This is a genomic window from Arthrobacter sp. B3I9 (genome assembly GCF_030816935.1).
Classification (GTDB): domain Bacteria; phylum Actinomycetota; class Actinomycetes; order Actinomycetales; family Micrococcaceae; genus Arthrobacter.
Window position 1 is genome coordinate 22,034 of the sequence record NZ_JAUSYO010000001.1, and the last position, 21,574, is coordinate 43,607.

16 protein-coding genes and 2 pseudogenes are annotated in these 21,574 nt (G+C 67.3%); 8 read left to right on the forward strand and 10 right to left on the reverse strand.

Annotated features, from left to right (window positions below; all coding sequences use genetic code 11):
• Position 1: 1 nt before the first annotated feature.
• The 4 genes and pseudogenes from QFZ65_RS00125 to QFZ65_RS00140 form a co-directional block, all read right to left on the reverse strand.
• Positions 2 to 2,332 carry a glycoside hydrolase family 65 protein gene (locus tag QFZ65_RS00125; RefSeq protein ID WP_306907263.1) on the reverse strand — a complete coding sequence of 777 codons (2,331 nt, stop codon included), beginning with the start codon at positions 2,330 to 2,332 and terminating at the stop codon, positions 2 to 4.
• A 120-nt stretch (positions 2,333 to 2,452) separates the two neighbouring features.
• Positions 2,453 to 3,212 (reverse strand): annotated as a pseudogene (locus tag QFZ65_RS00130) (HAD family hydrolase).
• Between the two features lie 393 nt (positions 3,213 to 3,605).
• Positions 3,606 to 4,244: an alpha/beta hydrolase gene (locus QFZ65_RS00135; protein WP_306907265.1), complete on the reverse strand. Its 639-nt coding sequence runs from the start codon at positions 4,242 to 4,244 to the stop codon at positions 3,606 to 3,608.
• 9 nt (positions 4,245 to 4,253) lie between these two features.
• Positions 4,254 to 5,474 (reverse strand): beta-ketoacyl synthase, encoded by a 1,221-nt coding sequence (locus QFZ65_RS00140; RefSeq protein WP_306907267.1) that lies wholly within the window; start codon positions 5,472 to 5,474, stop codon positions 4,254 to 4,256.
• 317 nt (positions 5,475 to 5,791) lie between these two features.
• On the opposite strand from QFZ65_RS00140, the gene QFZ65_RS00145 reads away from it, so the two are divergent.
• The 5 genes from QFZ65_RS00145 to QFZ65_RS00165 all read left to right on the forward strand — a co-directional run bounded on the left by QFZ65_RS00145 (position 5,792) and on the right by QFZ65_RS00165 (position 11,306).
• Positions 5,792 to 6,049, forward strand: a complete 258-nt coding sequence (locus tag QFZ65_RS00145) for a DUF6458 family protein (protein ID WP_306907269.1) — start codon at positions 5,792 to 5,794, stop codon at positions 6,047 to 6,049.
• A gap of 1,061 nt (positions 6,050 to 7,110) precedes the next feature.
• Positions 7,111 to 7,926: a DeoR/GlpR family DNA-binding transcription regulator gene (locus tag QFZ65_RS00150; RefSeq protein WP_306907271.1), complete on the forward strand. Its 816-nt coding sequence runs from the start codon at positions 7,111 to 7,113 to the stop codon at positions 7,924 to 7,926.
• Positions 7,923 to 8,909 (forward strand): 1-phosphofructokinase family hexose kinase, encoded by a 987-nt coding sequence (locus tag QFZ65_RS00155; protein ID WP_306907273.1) that lies wholly within the window; start codon positions 7,923 to 7,925, stop codon positions 8,907 to 8,909. The genes QFZ65_RS00150 and QFZ65_RS00155 overlap by 4 nt, the downstream gene beginning before the upstream one ends.
• Before the next feature lie 2 nt (positions 8,910 to 8,911).
• A complete protein-coding gene (locus QFZ65_RS00160) occupies positions 8,912 to 10,954 on the forward strand; it encodes a fructose-specific PTS transporter subunit EIIC (RefSeq protein WP_306907275.1) in 2,043 nt (680 codons plus the stop codon).
• Between the two features lie 70 nt (positions 10,955 to 11,024).
• A complete protein-coding gene (locus QFZ65_RS00165; protein ID WP_306907276.1) occupies positions 11,025 to 11,306 on the forward strand; it encodes an HPr family phosphocarrier protein in 282 nt (93 codons plus the stop codon).
• A 302-nt stretch (positions 11,307 to 11,608) separates the two neighbouring features.
• Here the strand turns inward: QFZ65_RS00165 and QFZ65_RS00170 are convergent, their stop codons facing one another.
• Positions 11,609 to 12,658, reverse strand: coding sequence for a Ku protein (locus tag QFZ65_RS00170; RefSeq protein ID WP_306907278.1), 1,050 nt, complete (start codon positions 12,656 to 12,658; stop codon positions 11,609 to 11,611).
• 40 nt (positions 12,659 to 12,698) lie between these two features.
• Here QFZ65_RS00170 and QFZ65_RS00175 point away from each other — a divergent pair.
• Positions 12,699 to 15,312 (forward strand): annotated as a pseudogene (locus QFZ65_RS00175) (ATP-dependent DNA ligase).
• A 147-nt stretch (positions 15,313 to 15,459) separates the two neighbouring features.
• Here QFZ65_RS00175 and QFZ65_RS00180 read toward each other — a convergent pair.
• On the reverse strand, positions 15,460 to 15,717 hold the full coding sequence (locus QFZ65_RS00180; RefSeq protein WP_306907280.1) for a hypothetical protein: 258 nt from the start codon (positions 15,715 to 15,717) through the stop codon (positions 15,460 to 15,462).
• A gap of 99 nt (positions 15,718 to 15,816) precedes the next feature.
• Complete coding sequence (locus tag QFZ65_RS00185; protein ID WP_306907281.1) at positions 15,817 to 16,071, reverse strand: hypothetical protein; 255 nt, start codon at positions 16,069 to 16,071, stop codon at positions 15,817 to 15,819.
• 410 nt (positions 16,072 to 16,481) lie between these two features.
• Between QFZ65_RS00185 and QFZ65_RS00190 the strand changes: the two genes are divergently transcribed.
• Positions 16,482 to 18,107 carry an MFS transporter gene (locus tag QFZ65_RS00190; protein ID WP_306907283.1) on the forward strand — a complete coding sequence of 542 codons (1,626 nt, stop codon included), beginning with the start codon at positions 16,482 to 16,484 and terminating at the stop codon, positions 18,105 to 18,107.
• A gap of 208 nt (positions 18,108 to 18,315) precedes the next feature.
• Positions 18,316 to 19,377: an FUSC family protein gene (locus QFZ65_RS00195; protein WP_306907285.1), complete on the forward strand. Its 1,062-nt coding sequence runs from the start codon at positions 18,316 to 18,318 to the stop codon at positions 19,375 to 19,377.
• Positions 19,378 to 19,425: 48 nt separating this feature from the next.
• On the opposite strand, the gene QFZ65_RS00200 is transcribed toward QFZ65_RS00195, so the two are convergent.
• From QFZ65_RS00200 to QFZ65_RS00210, 3 genes are all read right to left on the reverse strand, one after another.
• The gene (locus QFZ65_RS00200; protein WP_306907287.1) at positions 19,426 to 20,208 is read right to left on the reverse strand and encodes an SDR family oxidoreductase; all 783 of its coding nucleotides are present in this window, start codon (positions 20,206 to 20,208) and stop codon (positions 19,426 to 19,428) included.
• Positions 20,209 to 20,238: 30 nt separating this feature from the next.
• Positions 20,239 to 21,036, reverse strand: coding sequence for a hypothetical protein (locus tag QFZ65_RS00205; RefSeq protein WP_306907289.1), 798 nt, complete (start codon positions 21,034 to 21,036; stop codon positions 20,239 to 20,241).
• Positions 21,037 to 21,157: 121 nt separating this feature from the next.
• A complete protein-coding gene (locus QFZ65_RS00210) occupies positions 21,158 to 21,502 on the reverse strand; it encodes a GNAT family N-acetyltransferase (RefSeq protein WP_306907290.1) in 345 nt (114 codons plus the stop codon).
• Positions 21,503 to 21,574: the final 72 nt, after the last annotated feature.

Here is a 21,574-nt window from a genome sequence, read left to right on the forward strand (position 1 = left end):
CTCAGGAATTGGCGCGAACGACCGGGATCGACGCCGTCGTGGGACCGCTGGGAAAGACCGTAGGCTCAGGCGCGGCGACAGGCGCCAGGGTCACCCGGAGTGTTTCTCCGTCCACCGTCAGCAGTTCGCCGCGCACCTCGACCTCCAGCGGGCCGCCCTCCAGGACCGTCAGGTTGATGAATCCCTGTTCCAGGTCCACATGCAGCAGCCTGCCCCGGATCTTCAGGTGGAAGGACAGCCCGTCCCATCCGGCAGGGAGCCGCGGGTCGAAATAGGGCACAACGCCTTGATCCCGGAGCCCGGCGAAGCCGCTGACCAGCGAGCTCCACACGCCGCCGCTGGAGGCGATGTGGACGCCGTCGATCGTGTTGCCGTGGGTGTCGTCGAGGTCGATGAACAGGGCGTGCGTGAAGTGGTCAAGCGCGGCCTCGCCATAACCGACCTCGGCCGCCATGATGCCTTGAACGCAGGCGGACAGGGTGGAGTCGCCGGTGGTGATCGGATCGTAGAAATCGAAAGCGCGGCGCTTTTCCTCGGCCGTAAATTCCTGCCACTGCAGGAACATGGCGAGCACTGTGTCTGCCTGCTTGAGGACCTGGTGCCGGTAGATCACCAACGGGTGGAAGTTCAGCAGCAGCGGGTACTTGGACCGCGGCATGTTCCAGTCCCACGGCTCCAGGGTCATGAAGTCGTTGTCCTGTGAGTGCACCTGCAGGTCCTCGTCGAAAGGCAGCTGCATGCGGTTGGCGGCCTGCTCCCAGAGCTGGCGTTCGGCGTCGTCGATCTCCGGGTGGTCCAGCGCCGCGGCGGCCCGCAGGTTGAAGCGCGCCATCACGTTGGTATACAGGTTGTCGTTGACGACGGCGGTGTACTCGTCCGGTCCGGTGACGCCGTGGATGTGGAACTGCCCGTCCTTGCCGAAGAAGCCCAGCGATACCCACATCCGGGCGGTCTCGATCAACAGGTCGGAGCCGAGGGATTCCTGGAACTCCGTGTCACCGCTGGCCCAGTTGTACCGGTTGGTTGCGAAGGCGATCGCCGCGGCAATGTGGAACTGGGCCGTGCCGGCGGCATAGTAGGCACTGGCTTCGAGCCCGTTGATGGTCCGCCAGGGAAAGAGGGCTCCATCGACGCTCAGCTCCTTGGCGCGGACCTTGGCCTCGGGCAGCATCGCGTGGCGGAATTCAAGGACCTGGCGCGCGTTCGCCGGGTTGGTGTAGGTCAGGTAGGGCAGCAGGTAGACTTCCTGGTCCCAGAAGTAGTGGCCCTCGTAGCCGGAGCCACTGACCCCCTTCGCCGGGATGCCGGCGACATCCGCACGTGCAGTGGCCTGGGCAAGCTGGAAGAGGTTCCAGCGGACCGCCTGCTGCAGCTCGGGCTGCCCGGCCACCTCGATGTCGCTCGTGGTCCAGTAGTCCCGGTAGTGGGCGGCGCTTTCGGCAAAGATCTCGCTGACGGGCCTCAGGGCGGCTTCAGCGGCGTCCGTCAAGTCCTCGACTGATTGCCCGACCGCGTAGCTGACGCTTTTCTCCAGCACGAAGGGCTGGTCCGCACCAACGGCCAGGACGTAGCGGACGCTGCTGTCGTCCTCGTGTACCTGGGTGTCGAAAGGTTGGACCTCCGCAGATGTCCAGTGGTCCACAGCCAGGCCGATCCGCTGTTTCGATTCCGCAGTTTCCCACGACAGACGCAAGGAACCGTCGCCGCCGTCGAGACGGACCGGCAGGAGGACCCGCCCGGCGTGCCGGCCGGACCGGCGCGGGTCGTGCGCCGACTGGTCCTCCACCGGCTGGTCCTGGCGGTTGATGACGGACGAGGTGACGTCCGCGGAGATGTCCCGGTCCGCAGCGAGCTCGAGGGAGATGCCGAGTGCGCCGCGGGATGCATAGCCCACAGCACGGCGTTCCGTGGTGGTCACGGTGGCGCCCGAGCGGCACTGCCAGACGACCCGGCACTCGTACACGCCGGTGGCGAAATCGAGGCTGCGGCGGTAGTCCAGGACCGTGGATTCCGCCAAGCTCAGGGTTTCGCCGTCGATGATCACTGTGAAGTTGTTGGCGTCGGGAACGTACAGGATGCGCTGGCCGGTGCGCGCAAAGCCGTAGGCGTTTTCCGCATGCTTGATGTCCCAGGTCTCATGGAACCCGTTGATGAAGCTGCCCGGCAGCTCGCTGTCCGCCGCAGCCCAGTGCGCGCCGCGGATGCCCAGGTGGCCGTTGCCGAGACTGAACAGGGTCTCCAGCGTGCCGGCGTTGCCGGGCACGTGAACGGTCTCCACGAGCTGCCAGGGGTTGTTGGGGAACCTGGCGCGGTCCGAGGTGATGAGGGCCATGATGGTGGGTTTCCTTTTGAGGCGGTTCAAGCGGGGCGGTGAAAGTGCTGCGGGCGGTGCGGGGCGCTGGGCCGGGTGAGTGGCCAGGGCCGGGGTGGGCCGGGTGCCGTGCTGGGCGTGCTAGGCGTGCGTCGGCTCGACGAGTTCGTCGAGGTCGCTGACCACGAGGGTGGCGCCGGCGGCCAGCAGTGTCTCCCGGCCGGCTCCCCGGTCCACGCCGATCACCGAATGGAAGCTGCCCGCACTTCCGGCCTGGACGCCGGAAACGGCATCTTCCACGACGACGCACTCCTCGCTGGGCAGACCCAGCAGCCGGGCGGCGTATTCGTAGGTGGCAGGGCTAGGCTTGCCCGGCAGGCCTTCCGCCCCGGCGACGACGCCGTCCACCACCACAGGGAAGTGGCCTGACAATCCCGCCGCCTTGAGCACGGCAGGGGCGTTGCGCGACGAGGACACGACGGCGAGCTTCAGGCCGCGGGCCTGCACGGCGGCGATGAAGCGTACCGAGCCCGCATAGGGTTCGACGCCGCCCGCGGCCACGATGTCGTTGAAGACCTTGTTTTTGCGGTTGCCCAGTCCGTGGATTGTGTCGTGCGCGGGATCGTCATCCAGCGGTCCTTCGGGCAGAACGATGTGTGCGGGAAGCCAGGAAGTCCCGGACGCCGTCGAAGCGGGGCTTGCCGTCGATATGGTCGAAGTAGTCGCTTTCGCGGTATCCGGGTGCCTCAGGGAAGGACTTGAGGAAACCGTCGAAGAGATCCTGCCAGGCGTGCTCGTGCACGATCGCCGTGGGCGTCAGCACGCCGTCGAGGTCAAAGAGGATGGCGGCCGCGCCGTCGATCGCGTCGGCCGGGGCGGTGCCGGTGGAAAGCTCAGTCATGAGTGCAAAGTCCTTTCAGACCTGGGCGTAAGTCGGGGCCGCGCCGCGCGGAGGCACACGGAAGGCGGTAACTCTTCAGGATTAGCCGGCCGACAGGCGGCGGGCTTGCCGGCATCAGCGCCGGCGGCGGGGGTCTTACGAAGGAAACTGGTCAGGCAGCAGGTAAGCGGCGAACGCTCCCTGGTGTGCTGCCGGGGCAGTCCCTTATAGCGGCGCGGCAGGCGGCGTTTACGCCTGCAGCACGGGCTCGGCCCTTTCTTCCGCGGGTCTGATGGCCGTGATCATGGCCGCACTCGAGTGTAAGCGTTTACATATTTAGCCTGCAACTGGATAAACCCGGCGGTCCTCCCACTAAGCCCCCCGGGACCTCTCCTGCCGGCCAGCCGGCGGAAACTATCCCAGCCCTGCAGTTACCGGGCGCAAGACGTAATGGCGAAGGAAGGCGCTGACATCCACGAGTTCCTCCCTCGAGATCCGGTGCCCCATGCCCGGGTAGGTGCGTGCTGTGAGCTGCGTGTGCTCGTGGAGCCACTGTTCCGTATGCTCCGTCGCGGCGCCGTTGATCACGAGGTCGTCTTTGTCCCGGCCCCAGAAGAACGGCGGGCGCGTCTCGAAGGACTCGCTCATGGCCAGGAGTTCGTTTTCCAGGACGAAGCCAGAGAGCCCCACCGTGGCCCGGAACTGGTCCGGCCGCAGCCGCAGCAGGGTGCTCGCCATGGCCATCCCCTGCGAATAGCCCAGCAGGCTCACGCTGCTGTGCCGGTCCTTAACGGACTCGATCCAGTTGAAGACGGTGTTGGTGGAGGAGACGACGTCGGCAAAGTCGTGGGTCAGGAAGTAATCCAAGAGGAACCAGCCGTAGTGGTCCCCGATCACCTTCGGGCCCCGAAGCGCGGCGCAGCTGAAGGCGGACGGCAGGCCGTCAAAAAGGCTCACCATCCGCGACTCGTCAGTGCCGTACCCGTGCATCATGACAAGCAGCGGCGTTCCGTCGCGTTCGTGTTCCGGTTTGGACCAGACGACTGTCTCCATGGGGCCAGCCTAGCTTCCGGTGATCACCAGCGCGGCGCTGTGGCCGCCGAAGCCGAAGGCGTTGGTGATGCCCGCCGTCGCGGACAGGCCCGAAACAGTCTTCTGGACGATGTTGAGGTCCACGCCTTCGCCCGGCGCTTCGAAATTGCGGGTGCCCGGAAACGCTCCGGTGCGCAGTGCCTCGACCAGAACGACGGCGCCGAGCGCCCCGGCCCCGCCGAGGAGGTGTCCGGTAAGGGCCTTCGTGGAGGTGACCGGCACGTCGCTTCCGAGGACGGCCCCGATGGCTTCCGCCTCCAGTCGGTCCCCCACCGGCGTCGACGTCGCATGGGCGTGGACGAGTCCGATGTCCTGCGGGGCCACGCCTGCTGCCGCAAGGGCTTTTTCCATCACCCGGCGCTGCATGGCGGGATCTGCGGCGACGATGTCGGCGGCGTCGGAAGTCACCGCAGTTCCGGCGACCACGCCGAGGATGGCCGCACCGCGGGCGCGCGCGTGGTCTTCGCGTTCGAGCACCAGCACCGCGGCTCCTTCGGCCAGCACGAAGCCGTCCCGGTCGCGGTCGAAGGGCCGGGACGCGGACTGCACGTCGTCGTTGCGGGTGGACAGGGCCCTGATCTGGGCGAAGCCGCTGATGGTCAGGCCGTTGATGCAGGAGTCCACACCACCGGTGATCACCACATCCGCGTCGCCTGCCCGGATCATGTCCGCCCCCTGGGAGATGGCTTCGGCCCCGGAAGCGCAGGCGCTGACCGGCGTCCGGGCGCCGCCTTTGGCCCCGACCTCGATGGACACCCAGGCGGACGCCGCGTTCGTCATGAGGCGGGTCAGGGTATGCGGGGACACCCGTCGGGGGCCGCTGGCATCGAGCGTCCGGGCCTGCTCCAAGGTGGTGTCCAGGCCGCCGTAACCGGATCCGATCACGACGGCGAGCCGCTCGGGGTCGGCGGCCGGGCGGCCGGCCTGGGCCCAGGCCTCCCGGGCCGCGACCAGCGCCAGTTGGCCGCAGCGGTCCATCCTCTTGTATTCGCGAATTGAGAGCAGCGCCGCCAGGTCCGTGGTGACCTGTCCGGCCAGCCGGACCGGGAGCCCCTGGGCCCAGTCCTCGTCGAGGGCGGCTATTCCGGAGCGGCCTGCCAACAGGGCGTCCCAGGTTTCGGCTGCAGTGCCGCCAACGGGAGTCACCGCGCCCAGCCCGGTGACAACGACTCTGGGGGAAACGTGGGACATAGCTAACCGTGCTTCTGTGAGGTTTCTGCGAGAGCCGTCAGCCCGTGCGGGCCCGCCACGGCGCGCCGGCCGCGAGACCGCTTGGGCCTGCCGTGGCGCACGGGCCGCCGTGGATTCGCGGACCGCGCTGACGCGCGTGCGGCAAAGGGTTGACGCCGAACCCCTTAAGCGTACGCGCCAGCCTGGCGGACCCGACCCGGAACCGGCGCGGCACTTGCCGGGCCAATTCGTTGTATCAACAGGTACCGCGATGTACCGTGGCGCTTGAGAGCAGACTTAGCAATACCTATCCGTCCCCGGACAATAAGGAGCAAGTCATGAGAATCGGTTCCTCCATCTTCCTGATCGCCGTCGGTGCCATTCTCGCTTGGGCCGTCGCTCCCGGTCTGATCCCAAATGTCGACCAGGCCATGGTCGGGTACATCCTGATGGCGGTCGGCGTGATCGGGCTCATCGCTTCCCTGGTCCTCGCCTCCCCCGGCCGCAGCCGCCGGATCAGTGAAACGCGCTCCGTCGTCGACCCGAACACGGGCGAGACCATCACGCGCGCCGAAAGCCGCGACGCCGGACTTTAGGCCCGCCGTCGGCCTCCCACGCCGGACCAACAATGCCGGTGCCGGGCGGGACCTCGGTCATTCGGCGCGGCCCTGCCCCGCGAACCACTCCCCCACCTGCCTATTTTTCGAGCCAAAAATTGAGCATGTCCCGTGTTCATTCCGAAGCTTGGGCAGGTCCCGCGCAGGGAGCCCTGACGGATGGACATGTTCCGCGTCTGCTTGGACCGAAGGACATATGCCCAATCTGCCCATTCTGTGAGCCAAGGACTGGACATGTCGCGTGCACCCAGCTCTCGCCAATGGGCATGTCCCGTGCTCGTTTCGAAGCTTGAGCGGGCCTCGTGTCCTTCACGGGGACTGGGCATGTCCCACGCGGGCAGCCCTGACGGATGGGCATGTCCCACGCGGGCAGCCCTGACGGATGGGCATGTCCCTCACAGGCAGCCCTGACGGATGGGCATGTCCCACGCGGGCAGCCCTGACGGATGGGCATGTCCCTCACAGGCAGCCCTGACGAATGGACATGCTCCGCGTTTGCTCCGGCCCACGGACATATGCCCAATCTGCCCATTCTTCAAGCCAAGGACTGGACATGTCGCGTGCATCCAGCTCCCGCCAATGGGCATGTCCCGTGCTCGTTCCGAAGCTTGAGCGGGTCTCGTGTCCTTCACGAGGACTGGGCATGTCCCACGCGGACAGCCCCCGACGGATGGGCATGTCCCTCACAGGCAGCCCTGACGAATGGACATGCTCCGCGTTTGCTCCGGCCCACGGACATATGCCCAATCTGCCCATTCTTCGAGCCAAGGACTGGACATGTCGCGTGCCCCGAGCTCCCGCCAATGGACATGCTCCGTGCCCGTCCCGAAGCTTGGGCATGCCCGCGCCCCGCCCGCCAACCGCAAGCAAAGAATGAGCATGTCCCCCGCCGCAGCAACCCGGCTTCTGCGTTCGTGTTGGTTTCCATTGACAAAGCAACATGAACAAAGATAAAGTCAACCAATTCCACTTCGTGTGATGGGTGTCACGGAAGCGGACGGGAGCAGCGCCGTTCCCGACAATGACGCAAGGGAGGGCCAGTGTTCGCCGAAGAACGCCAACAACTGATTGTCGGGCTCGTCTCTGCCCGCGGCCGCGCCAGCGTCACCGACCTCGCCGAGCGCTTCAGCATCACCACCGAGACCATCCGCCGCGACCTGGCCGCCCTGGAAGCGTCCGGGAGCGTCCGCCGGGTCCACGGCGGCGCTGTGTCCCCGGACCGTTTGAGCACCACGGAGGAAAGCATCCTCGAGCGGACAGTCCTCCGCCAGCCGGAAAAGACCCGCATTGCCGAGGCCGCCCTCACGCTGATCCCCCAGGACCACTCCGGCAGTGTCCTGCTCGACGCCGGATCCAGCACCGAGGCCCTCGCGGAGCTCCTTGCCTCCCGCACCGCTGCCGCGCGCACAGCAGCCGCCGGCGCACCCGCAGCGGGTACCGAACTCGTCGTCATCACCCACGCGTTGCCCATCGCGGCAAAGCTGTCCGGCGAGCCCGGCATCGCCCTCCACCTGCTCGGCGGGAAGGTCCGCGGACTCACGCAGGCTGCCGTCGGCCAGTCCACCGTCGAGGCGGCCCGCCGGATCCGCCCGGACATTGCTTTCCTTGGCACCAACGGCATCCACGCAGCCTTCGGGCTGAGCACTCCCGACCCTGAAGAAGCCGCTGTCAAGGCTGCCTTCGTCCAATCAGCGCGCCGCATAGTGGTGCTGGCTGATTCCTCCAAGCTGGACGCGGAAACCCTCGTCCAGTTCGCCTCGTTGAAAGATCTGGACACCTTGATCACTGACACGAAACCAAGCCAGGCCCTCGCCGACGCGCTTGCCGAAGCCGGCGTCGAGGTGGTGGTCGCATGATTGTCACCCTGACCGCCAACCCGAGCCTGGACCGCACGGTCGCCCTGCCGGGCCCCCTGCTCCGCGGCGAGGTCCAGCGGGCCCTCTCCGTCCGGCAGGAATCCGGAGGCAAGGGAGTCAACGTCTCCCGCGCCCTGGTCGCCTCCGGGCTGAAGACCATCGCGGTGCTGCCCGGGGCAGAGGCCGATCCGGTCCTTGCGGGGCTGCGGGACGGCGACGTCCCGTTCAGCGCCCTCCCCATCGGAGAGCCGCTGCGCAGCAATGTGGCGCTCACCGAACCCGGCGGCGTGACGACGAAAATCAATGAACCCGGCCCCGTGCTCAGCGAGGACCAGCAGGAGGCCCTGATCGGGCTGCTCCTGGACCACTCGCGCGGCGCCAGCTGGGTTGTGCTGGCCGGCTCGCTCCCACCAGGAGTCCCGGTCGACTTCTACGCCACCGTCACCCGGCGGCTGCGGTCCATCCATGACGGGACCGATGCCCCGCTCATCGCCGTCGACTCCTCCGGCGGTCCGCTGGCCGCCGCAGTATCCGGCGACGCCGCCGGAAAGCCCGATCTGTTGAAACCCAACGCCGAGGAACTGGTGGAACTGGCAGCCGCAGCCGGATTCGCCACGCACAAGACCGCCGAGGAACTTGAAGCGGACCCGGAGGCTGCCGCCCTGGCCGCCGCCGCCGTCGTGAGTTCCGGAGTGGGCGCCGTGCTCGCCACCCTCGGTTCCAAGGGCGCGGTGCTTGTGACGGCCGACGGCGCGTGGCTCGCCACGCATCCGCCGGTTTCGGCGGTCAGTACGGTCGGCGCCGGCGATTCGTCGCTTGCCGGCTACCTGCTCGCTTCCAGCCAGGGCGACGCCCCGGTCGATTGTCTGCGTCAGGCTGTGGCCCACGGTGCCGCTGCCGCTTCCCTGCCGGGCTCCACTGTCCCGGCAGTCCACCAAACCACCCCTGATGCCGTAACCATCACGGCCCTCCGGAAGGATTGACAGTGTCCCAGCTCATTACCACCGAACTGGTCGAGCTCGACCAGAACTTGGGCGGCTCGCCCGAGGACGTGATCCGGCACCTCGCCAGCAAAGTTGCTGCCAACGGGCGCGCCACCGAGGTCGAAGGACTCTTTGCCGACGCGTTCGCCCGGGAGCAGAAGACCTCCACCGGCGTTCCCGGCGGCATCGCCATCCCGCACTGCCGTTCGACGGCGGTCACCGAACCGACGCTGGTGATGGCACGCCTGTCCCAGCCGGTCGATTTCGGCGCTAAGGACGGCCCGGCAGACCTGGTCTTCTTCATTGCGGCCCCCGAAGGCGCCGACCAGGAGCACCTCAAGCTCCTGTCCCGGCTTGCCCGGTCCCTGATCAAAAAGGATTTCACCGCCGGCCTGCGCGCCGCCGGGTCGGAAGCCGAGGTCGTGGAACTTGTCGAGGGCGCGCTGGCCGACAAGCCCGCTGCCCACGCAGCCGCGGCTCCGGCGGCCGCCGCCGTGGCTGTCAGCCCGGACGGCAAAGGCGCAGGCGCCGGCAGGTCCGGCGGTCCCAAGCGCCTCGTTGCCGTTACCGCCTGCCCCACCGGCATCGCGCACACCTACATGGCAGCCGACTCGCTGGTGGCTGCGGCAAGGGAAGCCGGAGTAGACCTCCAGGTCGAGACCCAGGGTTCGTCCGGCGCCAAGCCGCTCGATCCCGCGGTCATTGCGGCCGCTGATGCCGTGATCTTCGCCGTGGACGTGGACGTCCGCGGCAAGGAACGGTTCGCCGGCAAGCCCGTCATCAACGCTCCGGTGAAACGCGGCATCGACGAGCCGGACAAGATGGTCCAGGAGGCCCTCGCCGCGGCGGACAACCCCCGCGCCCACCGCGTCCCCCACTTCGGGGCTGAGGAGCAAGCCGAACACGAAGCCGAGGAACGGGGCGAGCACATCGGCCAGAAGCTGAAGAAGGCCCTGCTCACCGGCGTGAGCTACATGATCCCGTTCGTCGCCGGTGGCGGCCTGCTGATCGCGCTGGGCTTCCTCCTGGCCGGTTTCGACATCGCCCTGGGCACAAAAGCCAACGACATCCTGGCGAACAACACGCTGCTCAACCTTCCCGATGGCAACCTGGCCCTCTACCTGGGTACCGTGTTCTTCAAGATCGGCGCCCTGTCGATGAGTTTCCTGGTTCCAGCCCTGGCAGGCTACATCGCCTACGCGATCGCTGACCGTCCGGGCATTGCACCAGGCTTCGTTGCCGGTGCGGTATCGGGTTTCATGGGCGCCGGATTCCTCGGCGGCATCGTCGGCGGCCTGCTCGCAGGCTACATCGCTCACGTGATCGGGACGTGGTCGGTACCCCGCTGGCTCCGCGGCCTGATGCCTGTGGTGATCATCCCGCTGCTGGCCTCCATCATCGCTTCAGGTGCCATGTTCCTGTTCCTCGGCGGACCTATTGCAGCCATCACCTTGGGCTTGAACACTTGGCTCTCCGGCATGTCCGGCGCTTCGGCGGTCGTGCTGGGCATCATCCTGGGCCTCATGATGTGCTTCGACCTCGGCGGACCGGTCAACAAGGTCGCTTACGCCTTTGCCGTCGCAGGTCTCGGCGCCGGCAGTGCCACCAACCAGGCACCGTGGCAGATCATGGCAACCGTGATGGCGGCCGGCATGGTGCCGCCACTGGCGATGGCCCTGGCCACCGTCCTGGATAAGAAGCTCTTCAGCCTGGCCGAGCGTGAAAACGGCAAGGCCGCCTGGCTGCTGGGCGCGTCGTTCATCTCCGAAGGTGCCATCCCGTTCGCCGCGGCCGACCCGCTGCGCGTCATCCCTGCCAGCATGGTGGGCGGCGCCCTCACCGGGGCTCTCTGCATGGGCACCGGCGTCACCTCGCAGGCACCGCACGGCGGCATCTTCGTGTTCTTCGCCATCGGCAACCTGGTGATGTTCGTTGTCAGCATCCTCGCCGGGACAATCGTCAGCGCCCTGGCTGTGGTCGCCCTTAAGCGCTGGGCAGCCAAGAAGACCGTTGATACGGTTGAACCGGTTCCCGTATCCGTCTGAGGCGGTCCGGCAAGCATTGCCAAGCTGACACACGCAGCTGAATTTCCCAGTCAATATCCAAGGAGCAGAAATGACCGAACGTAACGCCACCATCGCCAGCCGCGTAGGGCTGCACGCCCGTCCGGCCGCCATCTTCGCCGAGGCCGCGGGCGAGTTCGACAACCTTGACATCACCATCGCCCGCCTGGGCGAACCCGAGGATGAGGCAATGGACGCCGCGAGCATCCTGTCCCTGATGAGCCTGGGTGCGTCGCACGGCGAGGTCGTGGTGTTGCGTGCCGAAGGCGAGGGCGCTGACGCGGCCCTCGAGCGGCTCGTTCAGATCCTCGAGACGGACCACGACGCCGTCTAACACGGCTATCCCTCCGGCCGCCGGGCCGCCCTCCCCCCCTGTTGGGGCAGTGGCGGAACGGCGGCCGGAAGCCGTTAAAGGGCTATCGGGCCGGTTCCGCCACGGTGGCGCCGCAGGGTTTAGCCCAGTTCCGCGATGTTCCCTGCCATCCCGGCCTGCTTGTGCCGGCCAAGCGGCGCGGATAGTTTGGAATCCGCGGCCCCGACCAGGGCCGCGGCAGGAATGCGCCCCACCTGAATGCCCCGTCTGAACGACCCGTCTGAAGGAGAATGGCCACCGCCATGCCGAGCCGCAGGCCGAACTCACGCCTCCTTGCGCGCGGCCTTCTCGGCAGCCTTGGGCGCGGCTTTCGCCGTGCCGGCCTTGGCAGTGGTCCGGGGGGACTTGGCGGCGGTTTTCGTGGCCGTCTTCGGAGCAGCCTCGGCAGCCGGCTTGGCCGCGGCCTTGGTGGTTGCCTTAGCAGTTGTCTTCGCGGTTGTTTTGGCCGGCGAGGCTTTGGCGGCGGGCTTCGATGCGGGCTTTTCGGCGGGTTCGTCGTCGGAATCCCCGGCCCCGCCCGCGCTGGGGCCCCGCTTCTTCTCGAGGCTCCGTTTGAGCGCTTCCATCAGGTCGATCACGTCGCCGCTGCCGGCTTCAGCGGCAGGGGTCCCGAAGGTTTCGTCGGTGTCCAGGGACTCGCCCTTTTCGAGTTTGGCGTCGATGAGCTGGCGCAACTGGAGCTGGTACTCGTCCGTGAACTGCTCGGGGTCGAAGTCCGCGGCCATCGAGTCCACGAGCGCTGCGGACATCTCCCGCTCCTGGGCGGAGATCTTGACGGAAGTCTCCAGCGCCGGGAAGTTCCCCTCGCGCACCTCGTCCGCCCACAGGAGCGCCTGCAGCATCAGCACGTCGCCGCGGATCCGCAGCGCCCCAAGCCGTGTCTTGTCGCGCAGCGCGAACTGGACGATCGCCACCCGGTCCGTGTCCTCCAGGGCGCGGCGCAGCAGCACGTACGCCTTGGGCGACTTGGAGTCCGGTTCAAGGTAGTAGCTCTTCTCGAACATGATCGGGTCCAGCTGCTCCGCGGGAACGAACTGCACGACGTCGATCTCGTGGCTGTTCTCGGCGGGAATCGCCTTGAGCTCCTCGCGGCTCAGCACCACCGTCCGGCCCTCGTCCTCGTAGGCCTTGTCGATGTCCTCGTAGTCCACGATCTTGCTGCACACCTCGCAGCGGCGCTGGTAGCGGATCCGGCCGCCGTCGGCGTTGTGGACCTGATGCAGGCTGATGTCGTGGTCCTCGGTAGCGGTGTAGACCTTGACCGGCACGTTCACCAGCCCAAACGCTATCGCGCCTTTCCAGATGGCTCTCATGGGTCAAGTCAACATCACAGTTGCACGAAGGAGAAGTCTTATGCCTGAAAGGACACCCGCTAAGAGCCGGGAAAGGGTCCGCGTGGACGGCCGCGAGCTCGTGGTGACGAACCTGGACAAGGTGATGTATCCGGAGACCGGCACCACCAAAGCGGACGTCCTTGCCTACTACGCCGCCGTCGCGCCGGTGCTGATCCCGGCCGCAGTCAACCGGCCGGCCACCCGGAAACGCTGGGTGCACGGCGTCGGAACGGCGGGAGCCCCGGGCGAGATGTTCTTCCAGAAGAACCTGGACCATTCGACGCCGGGCTGGATTCCGCGGGCGTCGATTACGCATAAGGACCGCACCATCCAGTATCCGCTGGTCAACGATCCGGCCACCCTGACCTGGATGGCGCAGATCAGCTCGCTTGAGATCCACGTGCCACAGTGGCGCGTGGACCCGCACGGCGACGCCATGGCACCGGACAGGCTGGTGCTGGACCTGGACCCCGGGGAGGGTGCAGGACTGCCGGAATGCGTGGAAGTCGCGCTGCTGGCCCGGACCATTTTGCAGGATGTGGGCCTGGACCCCGTTCCGGTGACCAGCGGGAGCAAGGGAATCCACCTCTACGCGTCCCTCGACGGCTCACAGAGCTCGGACCAGATCTCCGAGTTCGCCCATGAGCTGGCTCGTGCACTGGAGGCAGACCATCCGGAGCTTGCCGTCAGCGATATGAAAAAGACCCTCCGCACCGGCAAAGTCCTGGTGGACTGGAGCCAGAACAACGCCGCGAAGACCACCATCGTCCCGTACTCGCTGCGCGGCCCGGCTGCACCCCACGGTGGCGGCACCCCGCACCTGGGACGAGCTCGGCTCCGACACCCTGCAGCAGCTGGACTACCGGGAGGTCCTGGACCGCGTGCAGGCCGGAGAGGATCCGTTCGCCGCCGTCTCAGGAGCCGACGGGGCGGGCGCCAAGGCCTCGGGCGCCAAGGCTCCGGGCGGGTCCGGCCGGCGTTCGCAGGACAGCAACCTCGACGGCGGCCACGCGGACCCGCGCCTGGAGAAGTACCGCACCAAGCGGGACGCAGCCGCCACACCGGAGCCGTTTACGGCGGACCAGCACCGCGCGGAGGCCGCCGCCGGCACCCGCCGGGAGTCGTTCGTCATCCAGGAGCACCACGCCAGCCGGCTGCACTACGACCTCCGGCTGGAGCGCGACGGCGTCCTCGTGTCCTGGGCCCTTCCGAAGGGCGTTCCCACCTCCAAGGCAAAGAACCACCTCGCTGTCCAGACCGAGGACCATCCGATGGACTACCTGGACTTCGAGGGCACCATTCCCAAGGGCCAGTACGGTGCCGGGACGATGAGCATCTGGGACCGCGGGCACTACGAGGTTGAGAAGTGGGTGGCCGGCAAGGAGGTCATCGCCACCCTGACGGGCCAGGACGACGGCGGCCTCGGCGGGCCCCGCCGGTTCGCCCTGATCCATACCGGCCAGGGGGATGACCAGTGGCTCATCCATCTGATGGACCCCGCCGGCGCGAAAAAAGGGCACCCGGCTCCGGTTCCGGAGGAAGGCACCGAAAACGGCATGGCGCCGGAAGACGCGGCCGACGCCGGGAACGCGCCGGCGGCCCCTCCCCCGCCGACGGCCCGTGCGGCCCCGGCGGCCGCCTCGGACGCCCCGCCGGCCCTGTCCGCCGCTCCGGACTTCCTGGACTTCACACCGATGTTGGCCAGTTCGGGCACCACCTCGGACCTTTCGGGCAAGGCCTGGCAGTTCGAACTCAAGTGGGACGGCGTGCGGACCCTGGTGGTGGCGGACGCGGACAAAATCCGCCTTTTCAGCCGCAACGGAAACGACGTGACGGCGACGTACCCCGAACTGACCGACCGCTCCTGCTGGCCGGCACAGGAATTCATCGCCGACGGCGAGGTGATCGCCGTCGGGTCCTCCGGGCGGCCAGATTTCGGCCTGCTGCAGGGGCGGATGAAGCTGACCAGACCCGCGGACGTGGCGAGGGTCCGGCCGTCCATCCCGGTGCGGCTGATGTTGTTCGACCTGCTGGCTGAGGAAGGCCAGGACCTCCGGCCCCTGCCGCTGGTTGAGCGCCGTCACCGGCTGGAGGCCTTTTTCGAGCCTTCCGCCTGCCCGGTGGAGCTCTCCGCGGTGATCGAAGGGGACATCACCCACATCCTGGAAAGCGCCCAGGAACTGGGACTTGAGGGGGTAATGGCCAAGCGCACGGACGGCCGGTATGTCGGCCAGCGCAGCCGGTCCTGGCTCAAGCTCAAGTTCGAACGCACCCAGGAAGTGGTGGTCGGCGGGTGGCGGCCCGGGAAGGGCGGCCGCAGCCAGTCCGTAGGCTCGCTGCTGATCGGCATCCCCGACGGCGCGAAGCTCCGGTACGTCGGACGGGTGGGCAGCGGCTTCAGCACGCGGGAGCTCGACGAGTTGCGGCAGCAGCTCGATGCCCTTCCCAGGAAGACTTCGCCGTTCGAGGAGGTGCCGGCCCCCGATGCCTCTGATGCCCATTGGGTAAGCGCCAAGCTCGTCGGCGAGGTCACCTACGGGGAATGGACCGGCAGCGGGAAACTCCGGCACCCAGTCTGGCGCGGCTGGCGGCTGGACAAGAAACCGGCGGACGTGGTGCTGGAGCAGGGCTGAGCCGCGACCATGGGAAGCACCGGATAAGGAAAGCCAGGAACCCGTGCATGCCGGGTTCCGGGCTGACCTGTTCCGGCCGGGTCCCGGGCTGACCTGTTCCGGCTGGGGCCTGCACTGACCTGTTCCGGCTGGGGCCCGGAGCGGGCCTTAAGAGGAGTGCCGAACGTCCGGCCGCGCTGTCCGGTGCACTGCCGCCGCGGCAGCCTCCTGGCCCGCCCGGCCCCGTGCGGCGTCGTTGTCCTTGGGGTGCCGCCGCTTTCCGCTGCCGTCCGGCCACTGCGTTCCTCCGGAAGCCGTGGGCGGTGCGGGGCGCTTGGGTTCCGGGCCCGGCGCGTCGCCCATGGACCCCATCAGATGACTTGCCACCTCAGGCTCGATCTCGCCTCCGAAGCGATGTTCTGCCATTTCTCTTCCTTTCCGCTGCAGCGTTGTTGCAAAGTACGTGCTGGCGGGAGTGGAGTGCTCATCTGCCTCCGCGGACGAGGACGGATCCCTGCCAGCGAACTACCAGCGAACCTTCTTCTCGGCGGGCCCCTGCTTGCCGCTCGTGTGCGTGGGTTTGTGGTTGCGCCCAACGCTCTGCGTGCTGGTCCCGCCCCGGGACTTGCTGGCCAGCATTTCCTTCTGCGCGTCCGTCAGCCGGGACTTGATGCCCTTCGGGTCGGCCGCGGCATCTCCTTCTTGCCCGCCGCCTGCTTGCGCGCTGCCGGGGTCCCCTTTCGCGCTGGGGCCGGTCTTTTCGGTGTCTTTGCCGGTCATTGACTGCACTCCTTGAGTTGGCGCTTTGGGTGGGCTGTCATCAGCACTGAAGATAACTTCACCCTAAGCGCTTTACGGAGTCCTTGGTACCCCCGGTTTCCTAGCTTCAGGAGCGCACCTGCCGGGCACCCGGGGAGGAGGAATCTTCAAAATTCGGGGCTCAAAACCGGGCCCCGCAGCGACTCCCGGCAAAATTTTAGGCAGTGGATCGCGGACCAGACCGGTTCCTAGCAATGGCGCGGTGAAATCAGGGAAAAGCACTCCGGCTTCCGGGCGCGATCCGGGTCCGAATCAGCGGATCATACGGCACGCAGATCGGAAAATCCATGGATATCCCGTAAAATTGAAACCCTGCCCGGAGCGGGGCAGCTACAAGTCGCAAGCAAATGACCTCCCCAGGAGCCTTCCAAATGCCCACAGACCGAAGCACGACCGACTCTTCAGCAGGCGTTATGAACGCCGGCGGAACCAACCAAGTGGCACCCAAGGGTGTGAGAAAACCAAAGCTGCGGCGACGTCGGCTCAAAGAGTCGGACGTAAACGTCGTTGACCAGCCGATGCTCAAGAAAGCACTCGGCGGCACCATCGTCGGAAACACCATGGAGTGGTACGACGTCGGGGTGTTCGGCTACCTGATCTCCACCATGGGCCCGGTGTTCCTGCCGGAAGCGGACAAGTCCGTCCAGACACTGTTCCTGCTGGGCACCTTCGCCGCCACCTTCATCGCCCGTCCCCTCGGCGGAGTCGTATTCGGCTGGCTTGGCGACAAGGTCGGCCGCCAGAAGGTTCTGGCCGCGACACTGATGATCATGGCGGCCAGCACCTTCGCCGTCGGCCTCCTGCCCGGCTACGCCCAGATCGGCATCTGGGCCGCGATCCTCCTGGTCCTGTTCAAGGTCATCCAGGGCTTCTCCACCGGCGGTGAGTATGCCGGTGCGACGACGTTCGTCAGCGAGTACGCACCGGACAAGCGCCGCGGTTTCTTCGCCAGCTTCCTGGACATGGGAAGCTACCTCGGCTTTGCCCTCGGCGCAGCCCTGGTCTCCGTGCTGCAGCTGACCCTCGGACAGGACACCATGGAGCAGTGGGGCTGGCGCATCCCGTTCCTCGTTGCCGGCCCGCTCGGCCTGATCGCCGTCTACTTCCGGAGCAGGATCGAGGAGTCGCCGCAGTTCCAGGCCACGCTGGATGCCCAGGAGAACCTCGCCAAGGATGCAGCCGCCTCGGACGCCGCCGCTTCGAAGGGTCCGGTCGGCATCGTGAAGGCCTACTGGCGCTCGATCATCGTTGCGATGGTGCTCGTAGCGGCCGCGAACACCGCCGGCTACGCCCTCACCTCGTACATGCCGACGTACCTGACTGAGTCCAAGGGCTACGACGAACTGCACGGCACGCTGCTGACCATCCCCGTACTGGTCGTCATGAGCCTCTGCATTCCGCTGACCGGCAAGTTGTCGGACCGGATCGGCCGCCGCCCCGTGCTGTGGATCGGTGCCCTAAGCACCGTGGTCCTGGCCGCCCCGGCGTTCCTGCTGATCGGCGTCGGTGCAGTCTGGTCCACCCTGCTGGGCCTTAGCCTGATCGCGTTCCCGGTGACGTTCTACGTGGCCAACCTCGCCTCGGCCCTGCCGGCGCAGTTCCCGACGGCCAGCCGGTACGGCGCCATGGGCATCGCGTACAACTTCGCGGTGGCCATCTTCGGCGGCACCACGCCTTTCATCGTCGCGGCCCTCATCACGGCCACGGGCGATGACATGATGCCGGCCTACTACCTGATGGGCACGTCGGTCATCGGCGCGGTGGCAATCTACTTCCTCAAGGAATCGGCCCAGCGCCCCCTCCCCGGATCCATGCCCAGCGTGGACACCAAGGCCGAGGCACGGGAGCTTGTTGCCACGCAGGACGAGAACCCGCTGATCGATCTCGAACACATGGACATGCCCTTCACCGCCGTTCCGGCTGCTCCCGCTGCTCCTGCCGTTCCGGCTGCGCCGGCGTCGGCCGGGGACCCGGACAAGGTCACCGCCGGAGCGTAAGCTTGACCTCCGGCAGCCTGGTGCGGACCGTCCCGGTCCCGCCGTCCGACCGGAGCTTGTAGGTCAGCCCCGCTCTTTGAGGCCTGCCGTACGCGCCTTGCCCGCCAGGGAAGCGCCACGGCAGGCCTCATTCGTGCCCCGGCCGGAAACACCGCCATGCAGGGAAGACTGGGCCGACCCGTCCTGAGATTGGAGATGGAAGCGTTCCATGAAGTCCCTCCGGGCGCATCTCCGCACCCTGCACAGCCTGGCCCCGGCCGACAAGGACCACGTTTCCGCCCTGCGCGTGGCCGTCAGCGTCGCCGTGCCGTCCTCCGTACTGCTGGCCGCAGGACGCCCGGACCTGATGATTTATGCGGTGTTCGGGGCACTGACCGGCATGTACGGCCGGACCGAACCCCATCAGCTCCGGCTCAGGCATCAGGGCCAGGCCGCGCTGCTGCTGGTGGGGGGTATCAGCGTGGGCGTGCTCCTCTCGGTCAACCAGATCCAGTCCTGGGCGCTCGTCGTCACCGAAGCCCTGCTGGCCGCGGCGGGCTCCCTCTTCGCGGACAAGGTGGGCCTCAAGCCCAACGGCCCGTTTTTCGGCATTCTGGCCCTGGGAGCCTGCGCGTCCGTTCCAACAACCGTCTCCTGGCACACTGCAGTCCTGATCGGCGCCCTGTCCGCGGCTTTTTCCATATTGGTCGGCTTCGGAGGCTGGCTGCGCGGCCGGGCCTGGGACCGCGGCGCGGCGCGCGATGTTCCGCCGCTGCGCGGAATCCGCCGCCGCAGGGCCTGGATCCACGCCAGCCGCTATCTGGCCGCGGTCGGGATCGCCGGAGCGATCGGGGTGGCCAGCGGAAGCGGCCACCCGCACTGGGCCATGGCCGCGGCGGCAGTCCCGCTGACGGGCGCGGACATGCCAAGCAGTGTCTACCGTGGCGTGCACCGGATCGTCGGCACGATGCTGGGCCTCGTCGTGGTTGCGCTGGTGCTGTTTCCGTGGGCCTTCTCGCCGCTCCGGGCGTTCCCGGGCCATGAGGCCGCCGTTGTGGCGGTCCTCGTGATGGTCCTGCAATTCTCTACCGAGCTCTTCATGACCCGGCACTACGGGCTGGCCATGGTTTCCTTCACGCCGGTGATCCTGCTGATGACCCAGCTGGCAGCGCCCGCCGACCCGCACCTCCTGGTCTCCGAGCGGGCGGCCGAGACCCTGATCGGTGCCTGCACGGGCATCGCGGTAGTAGTCCTCATCCGTCGCCGGACGCTCCCCCGGACGCGGCCGTAGGGCGTCGAGGTGGCGGGGAGGAAGGAAACGGCCGGTCGGGCGTTCCCCCTACACGGGCCGCCGGGGCGGACCGGCAACCAGCCGGGAAGGCAGAATGCGGGCGGCTGCGGCGAGCACTTTGTACCGCTTGGCCGGAATCGAGACAGCCTTGCCGCGTGCATTGTCAGCTAGGCCTTCACGGACGACGCGCTCCGGCTGCAGCCACATCCAGCGCGGGGCTACGGTCGTGTCCATCCCCATCCGGTCGTGGAATTCGGTGCGGGTAAACCCGGGGCACACCGCGGTGACCCTGATCCCGCGCCTGGCATAGGCAAGGTTGGCCCACCGGGAGAAGCTCACCAGCCACGCCTTGGCCGCCGAGTATGTCTCCCGGGGCAGGAACGCCGCCACGCTCGCCACGTTGATGATGCGGCCTGACTGCCGCACGAGCATTCCCTGCAAAGCGGCGTGGGTCAGCTCCATCGCAGATTCAACGTGCAGCTTGAGGTGCCGTTTCTCATCGGCAATGTCGTTCTCGGCGAAGGAGCGCAGCAAGCCCATCCCCGCGTTGTTGACCAGGATGTCCACCGGCCGCGCGGGGTCTGAAAGCCGGGCGACGACGGCGGCCACACCGGCGTCGTCCGCCAGGTCGGCGGCCAGCACCTCGGCGCGGACGCGGTAGCGCCGCTCCAGTTCCTCCGCCTTGGCCTGCAGCCGGGCAGTATCGCGCGCAACCATAATCACGTCGTACCCCTGCTCAGCGAGCTGACGGGCGAATTCCGCCCCGATGCCCGCGGTGGCCCCGGTGACCAGGGCCGTGGTCTCAGAATGTTTCCGGTCGGCAGGAGTCATAGCGACAGCCTAGGCGAGGTGCATGCCCCGTCAGGCGAGGGGCTGGCCAGCGGCGAGTTCATCCTTTTCCGGACCGCCTGCCACTGCCGGCGCGGCGGCCTGCACCGCTCCCCCGACCTCCGCGGGTCCCGCCGCCCCCAGAGGCTCGTAGGTTTCAACCGTTCCGTCGGATCCGGCCACATGCCGGTTCTGGAGCTCCTCGACGGCGAGCTCGTACCATGTGTGGGCGCCGAAGGACGGCGTCGGCGTATCGAGGTGGCGGTACAGTGCGTCGGCGAGCTGGCTGAGGGCGGCATCGGAAAGCGCACGGACCGTGGCCGCCGGGTCCAGCGTTCCTTCGAAGTAGTCGGCGAGTTCCAGCCCGTTGATGATGCTGAGCGCGGAAGGATCCGTGCCGGAGAGGTCATCAAGCCCGGAGCCGAGCGCGCCGCTGGGAAGGCCGTCCAGAACGGCGCCGCCCGCGAAATCCAGGGGAACGGTGGCGAGCTCCCCGTCGAGGTCTGCGAGGACTTCGCTGTCGGAGCCGACGTGCTGCAGGCAGATCGGCAACTCCGCAGGCTCTTTGAGGGTGAGGCGGTACTGTTCGGTCCCTGCCTGCCCTTCGCTCGCAGCAGCAATGCTGCGCAGCTGCAGCAGCAGCTCGGGGTCCAGGTGGGAGGCGCCGTGGAGGTCCACCCTGACTTCGGATCCGGACTCAAGGCGGCCGGTCCGCCGCAGGATATGCAGCAATGCGGGGAAATCCGCCTGGGTCAGGCAGCCGGTGACTTCGAGAGTTACGTGCCCGGGGTCGACGTCCAGACGGACAAGTACACGCAGTTTATGGTTCACGGGGTTCTCCAAAGGACACGGCCAAGAGCCAACTGCATAACTCTGCTAAAACCATACGAGTTTGTCGCCCTGCCCACAACCCGGCGCGGACGGCTCCGGCCCGAGTTGCCGGGACCCGCCTTCATGCCCCTGGCGGAGGCTGCTCGGGCCAGTCGACGTCCTGGTTGTAGGAGTCGTGCTTGCGGAGGTAGCGGTACATGAACGGGCAGTTCGGAATGATCCGCTTCCCCGACGCCACCACATCATCCAAGGCGAAATGGGCCAGCACCTTGGCAAGCCCGTGTCCCCGGAACTGTTCAGCGGTGTCGGTGTGGACGAAGTCCACGTGGCCGGGTTTATCGACGAACCGGATCTCGACTGCCAGCTTGTCGCCGACGTGCAGTTCGTATCGATGCCGGGCATCGTTACGGGTGGTGGAAACGTCTGGGCTGAATGTGTCTTCGATGGCTGCCGAGTTCCCCGTCATGGTTCGACATTGGCACTAAATGGCAGGTGTGGCAATGGTGACCATCACGGGGCGGAAGGGGACGGGATGAGT

Coding starts and splice junctions, on each gene's coding strand:
- QFZ65_RS00190 (WP_306907283.1), top strand. CDS start 16,482: ATGCCCACAGACCGAAGCACGACCGACTCTTCAGCAGGCGTTATGAAC.
- QFZ65_RS00125 (WP_306907263.1), bottom strand. CDS start 2,332: ATGGCCCTCATCACCTCGGACCGCGCCAGGTTCCCCAACAACCCCTGG.
- QFZ65_RS00180 (WP_306907280.1), bottom strand. CDS start 15,717: ATGGCAGAACATCGCTTCGGAGGCGAGATCGAGCCTGAGGTGGCAAGT.
- QFZ65_RS00200 (WP_306907287.1), bottom strand. CDS start 20,208: ATGACTCCTGCCGACCGGAAACATTCTGAGACCACGGCCCTGGTCACC.
- QFZ65_RS00185 (WP_306907281.1), bottom strand. CDS start 16,071: ATGACCGGCAAAGACACCGAAAAGACCGGCCCCAGCGCGAAAGGGGAC.
- QFZ65_RS00135 (WP_306907265.1), bottom strand. CDS start 4,244: ATGGAGACAGTCGTCTGGTCCAAACCGGAACACGAACGCGACGGAACG.
- QFZ65_RS00210 (WP_306907290.1), bottom strand. CDS start 21,502: ATGACGGGGAACTCGGCAGCCATCGAAGACACATTCAGCCCAGACGTT.
- QFZ65_RS00140 (WP_306907267.1), bottom strand. CDS start 5,474: ATGTCCCACGTTTCCCCCAGAGTCGTTGTCACCGGGCTGGGCGCGGTG.
- QFZ65_RS00165 (WP_306907276.1), top strand. CDS start 11,025: ATGACCGAACGTAACGCCACCATCGCCAGCCGCGTAGGGCTGCACGCC.
- QFZ65_RS00170 (WP_306907278.1), bottom strand. CDS start 12,658: ATGAGAGCCATCTGGAAAGGCGCGATAGCGTTTGGGCTGGTGAACGTG.
- QFZ65_RS00195 (WP_306907285.1), top strand. CDS start 18,316: ATGAAGTCCCTCCGGGCGCATCTCCGCACCCTGCACAGCCTGGCCCCG.
- QFZ65_RS00155 (WP_306907273.1), top strand. CDS start 7,923: ATGATTGTCACCCTGACCGCCAACCCGAGCCTGGACCGCACGGTCGCC.
- QFZ65_RS00145 (WP_306907269.1), top strand. CDS start 5,792: ATGAGAATCGGTTCCTCCATCTTCCTGATCGCCGTCGGTGCCATTCTC.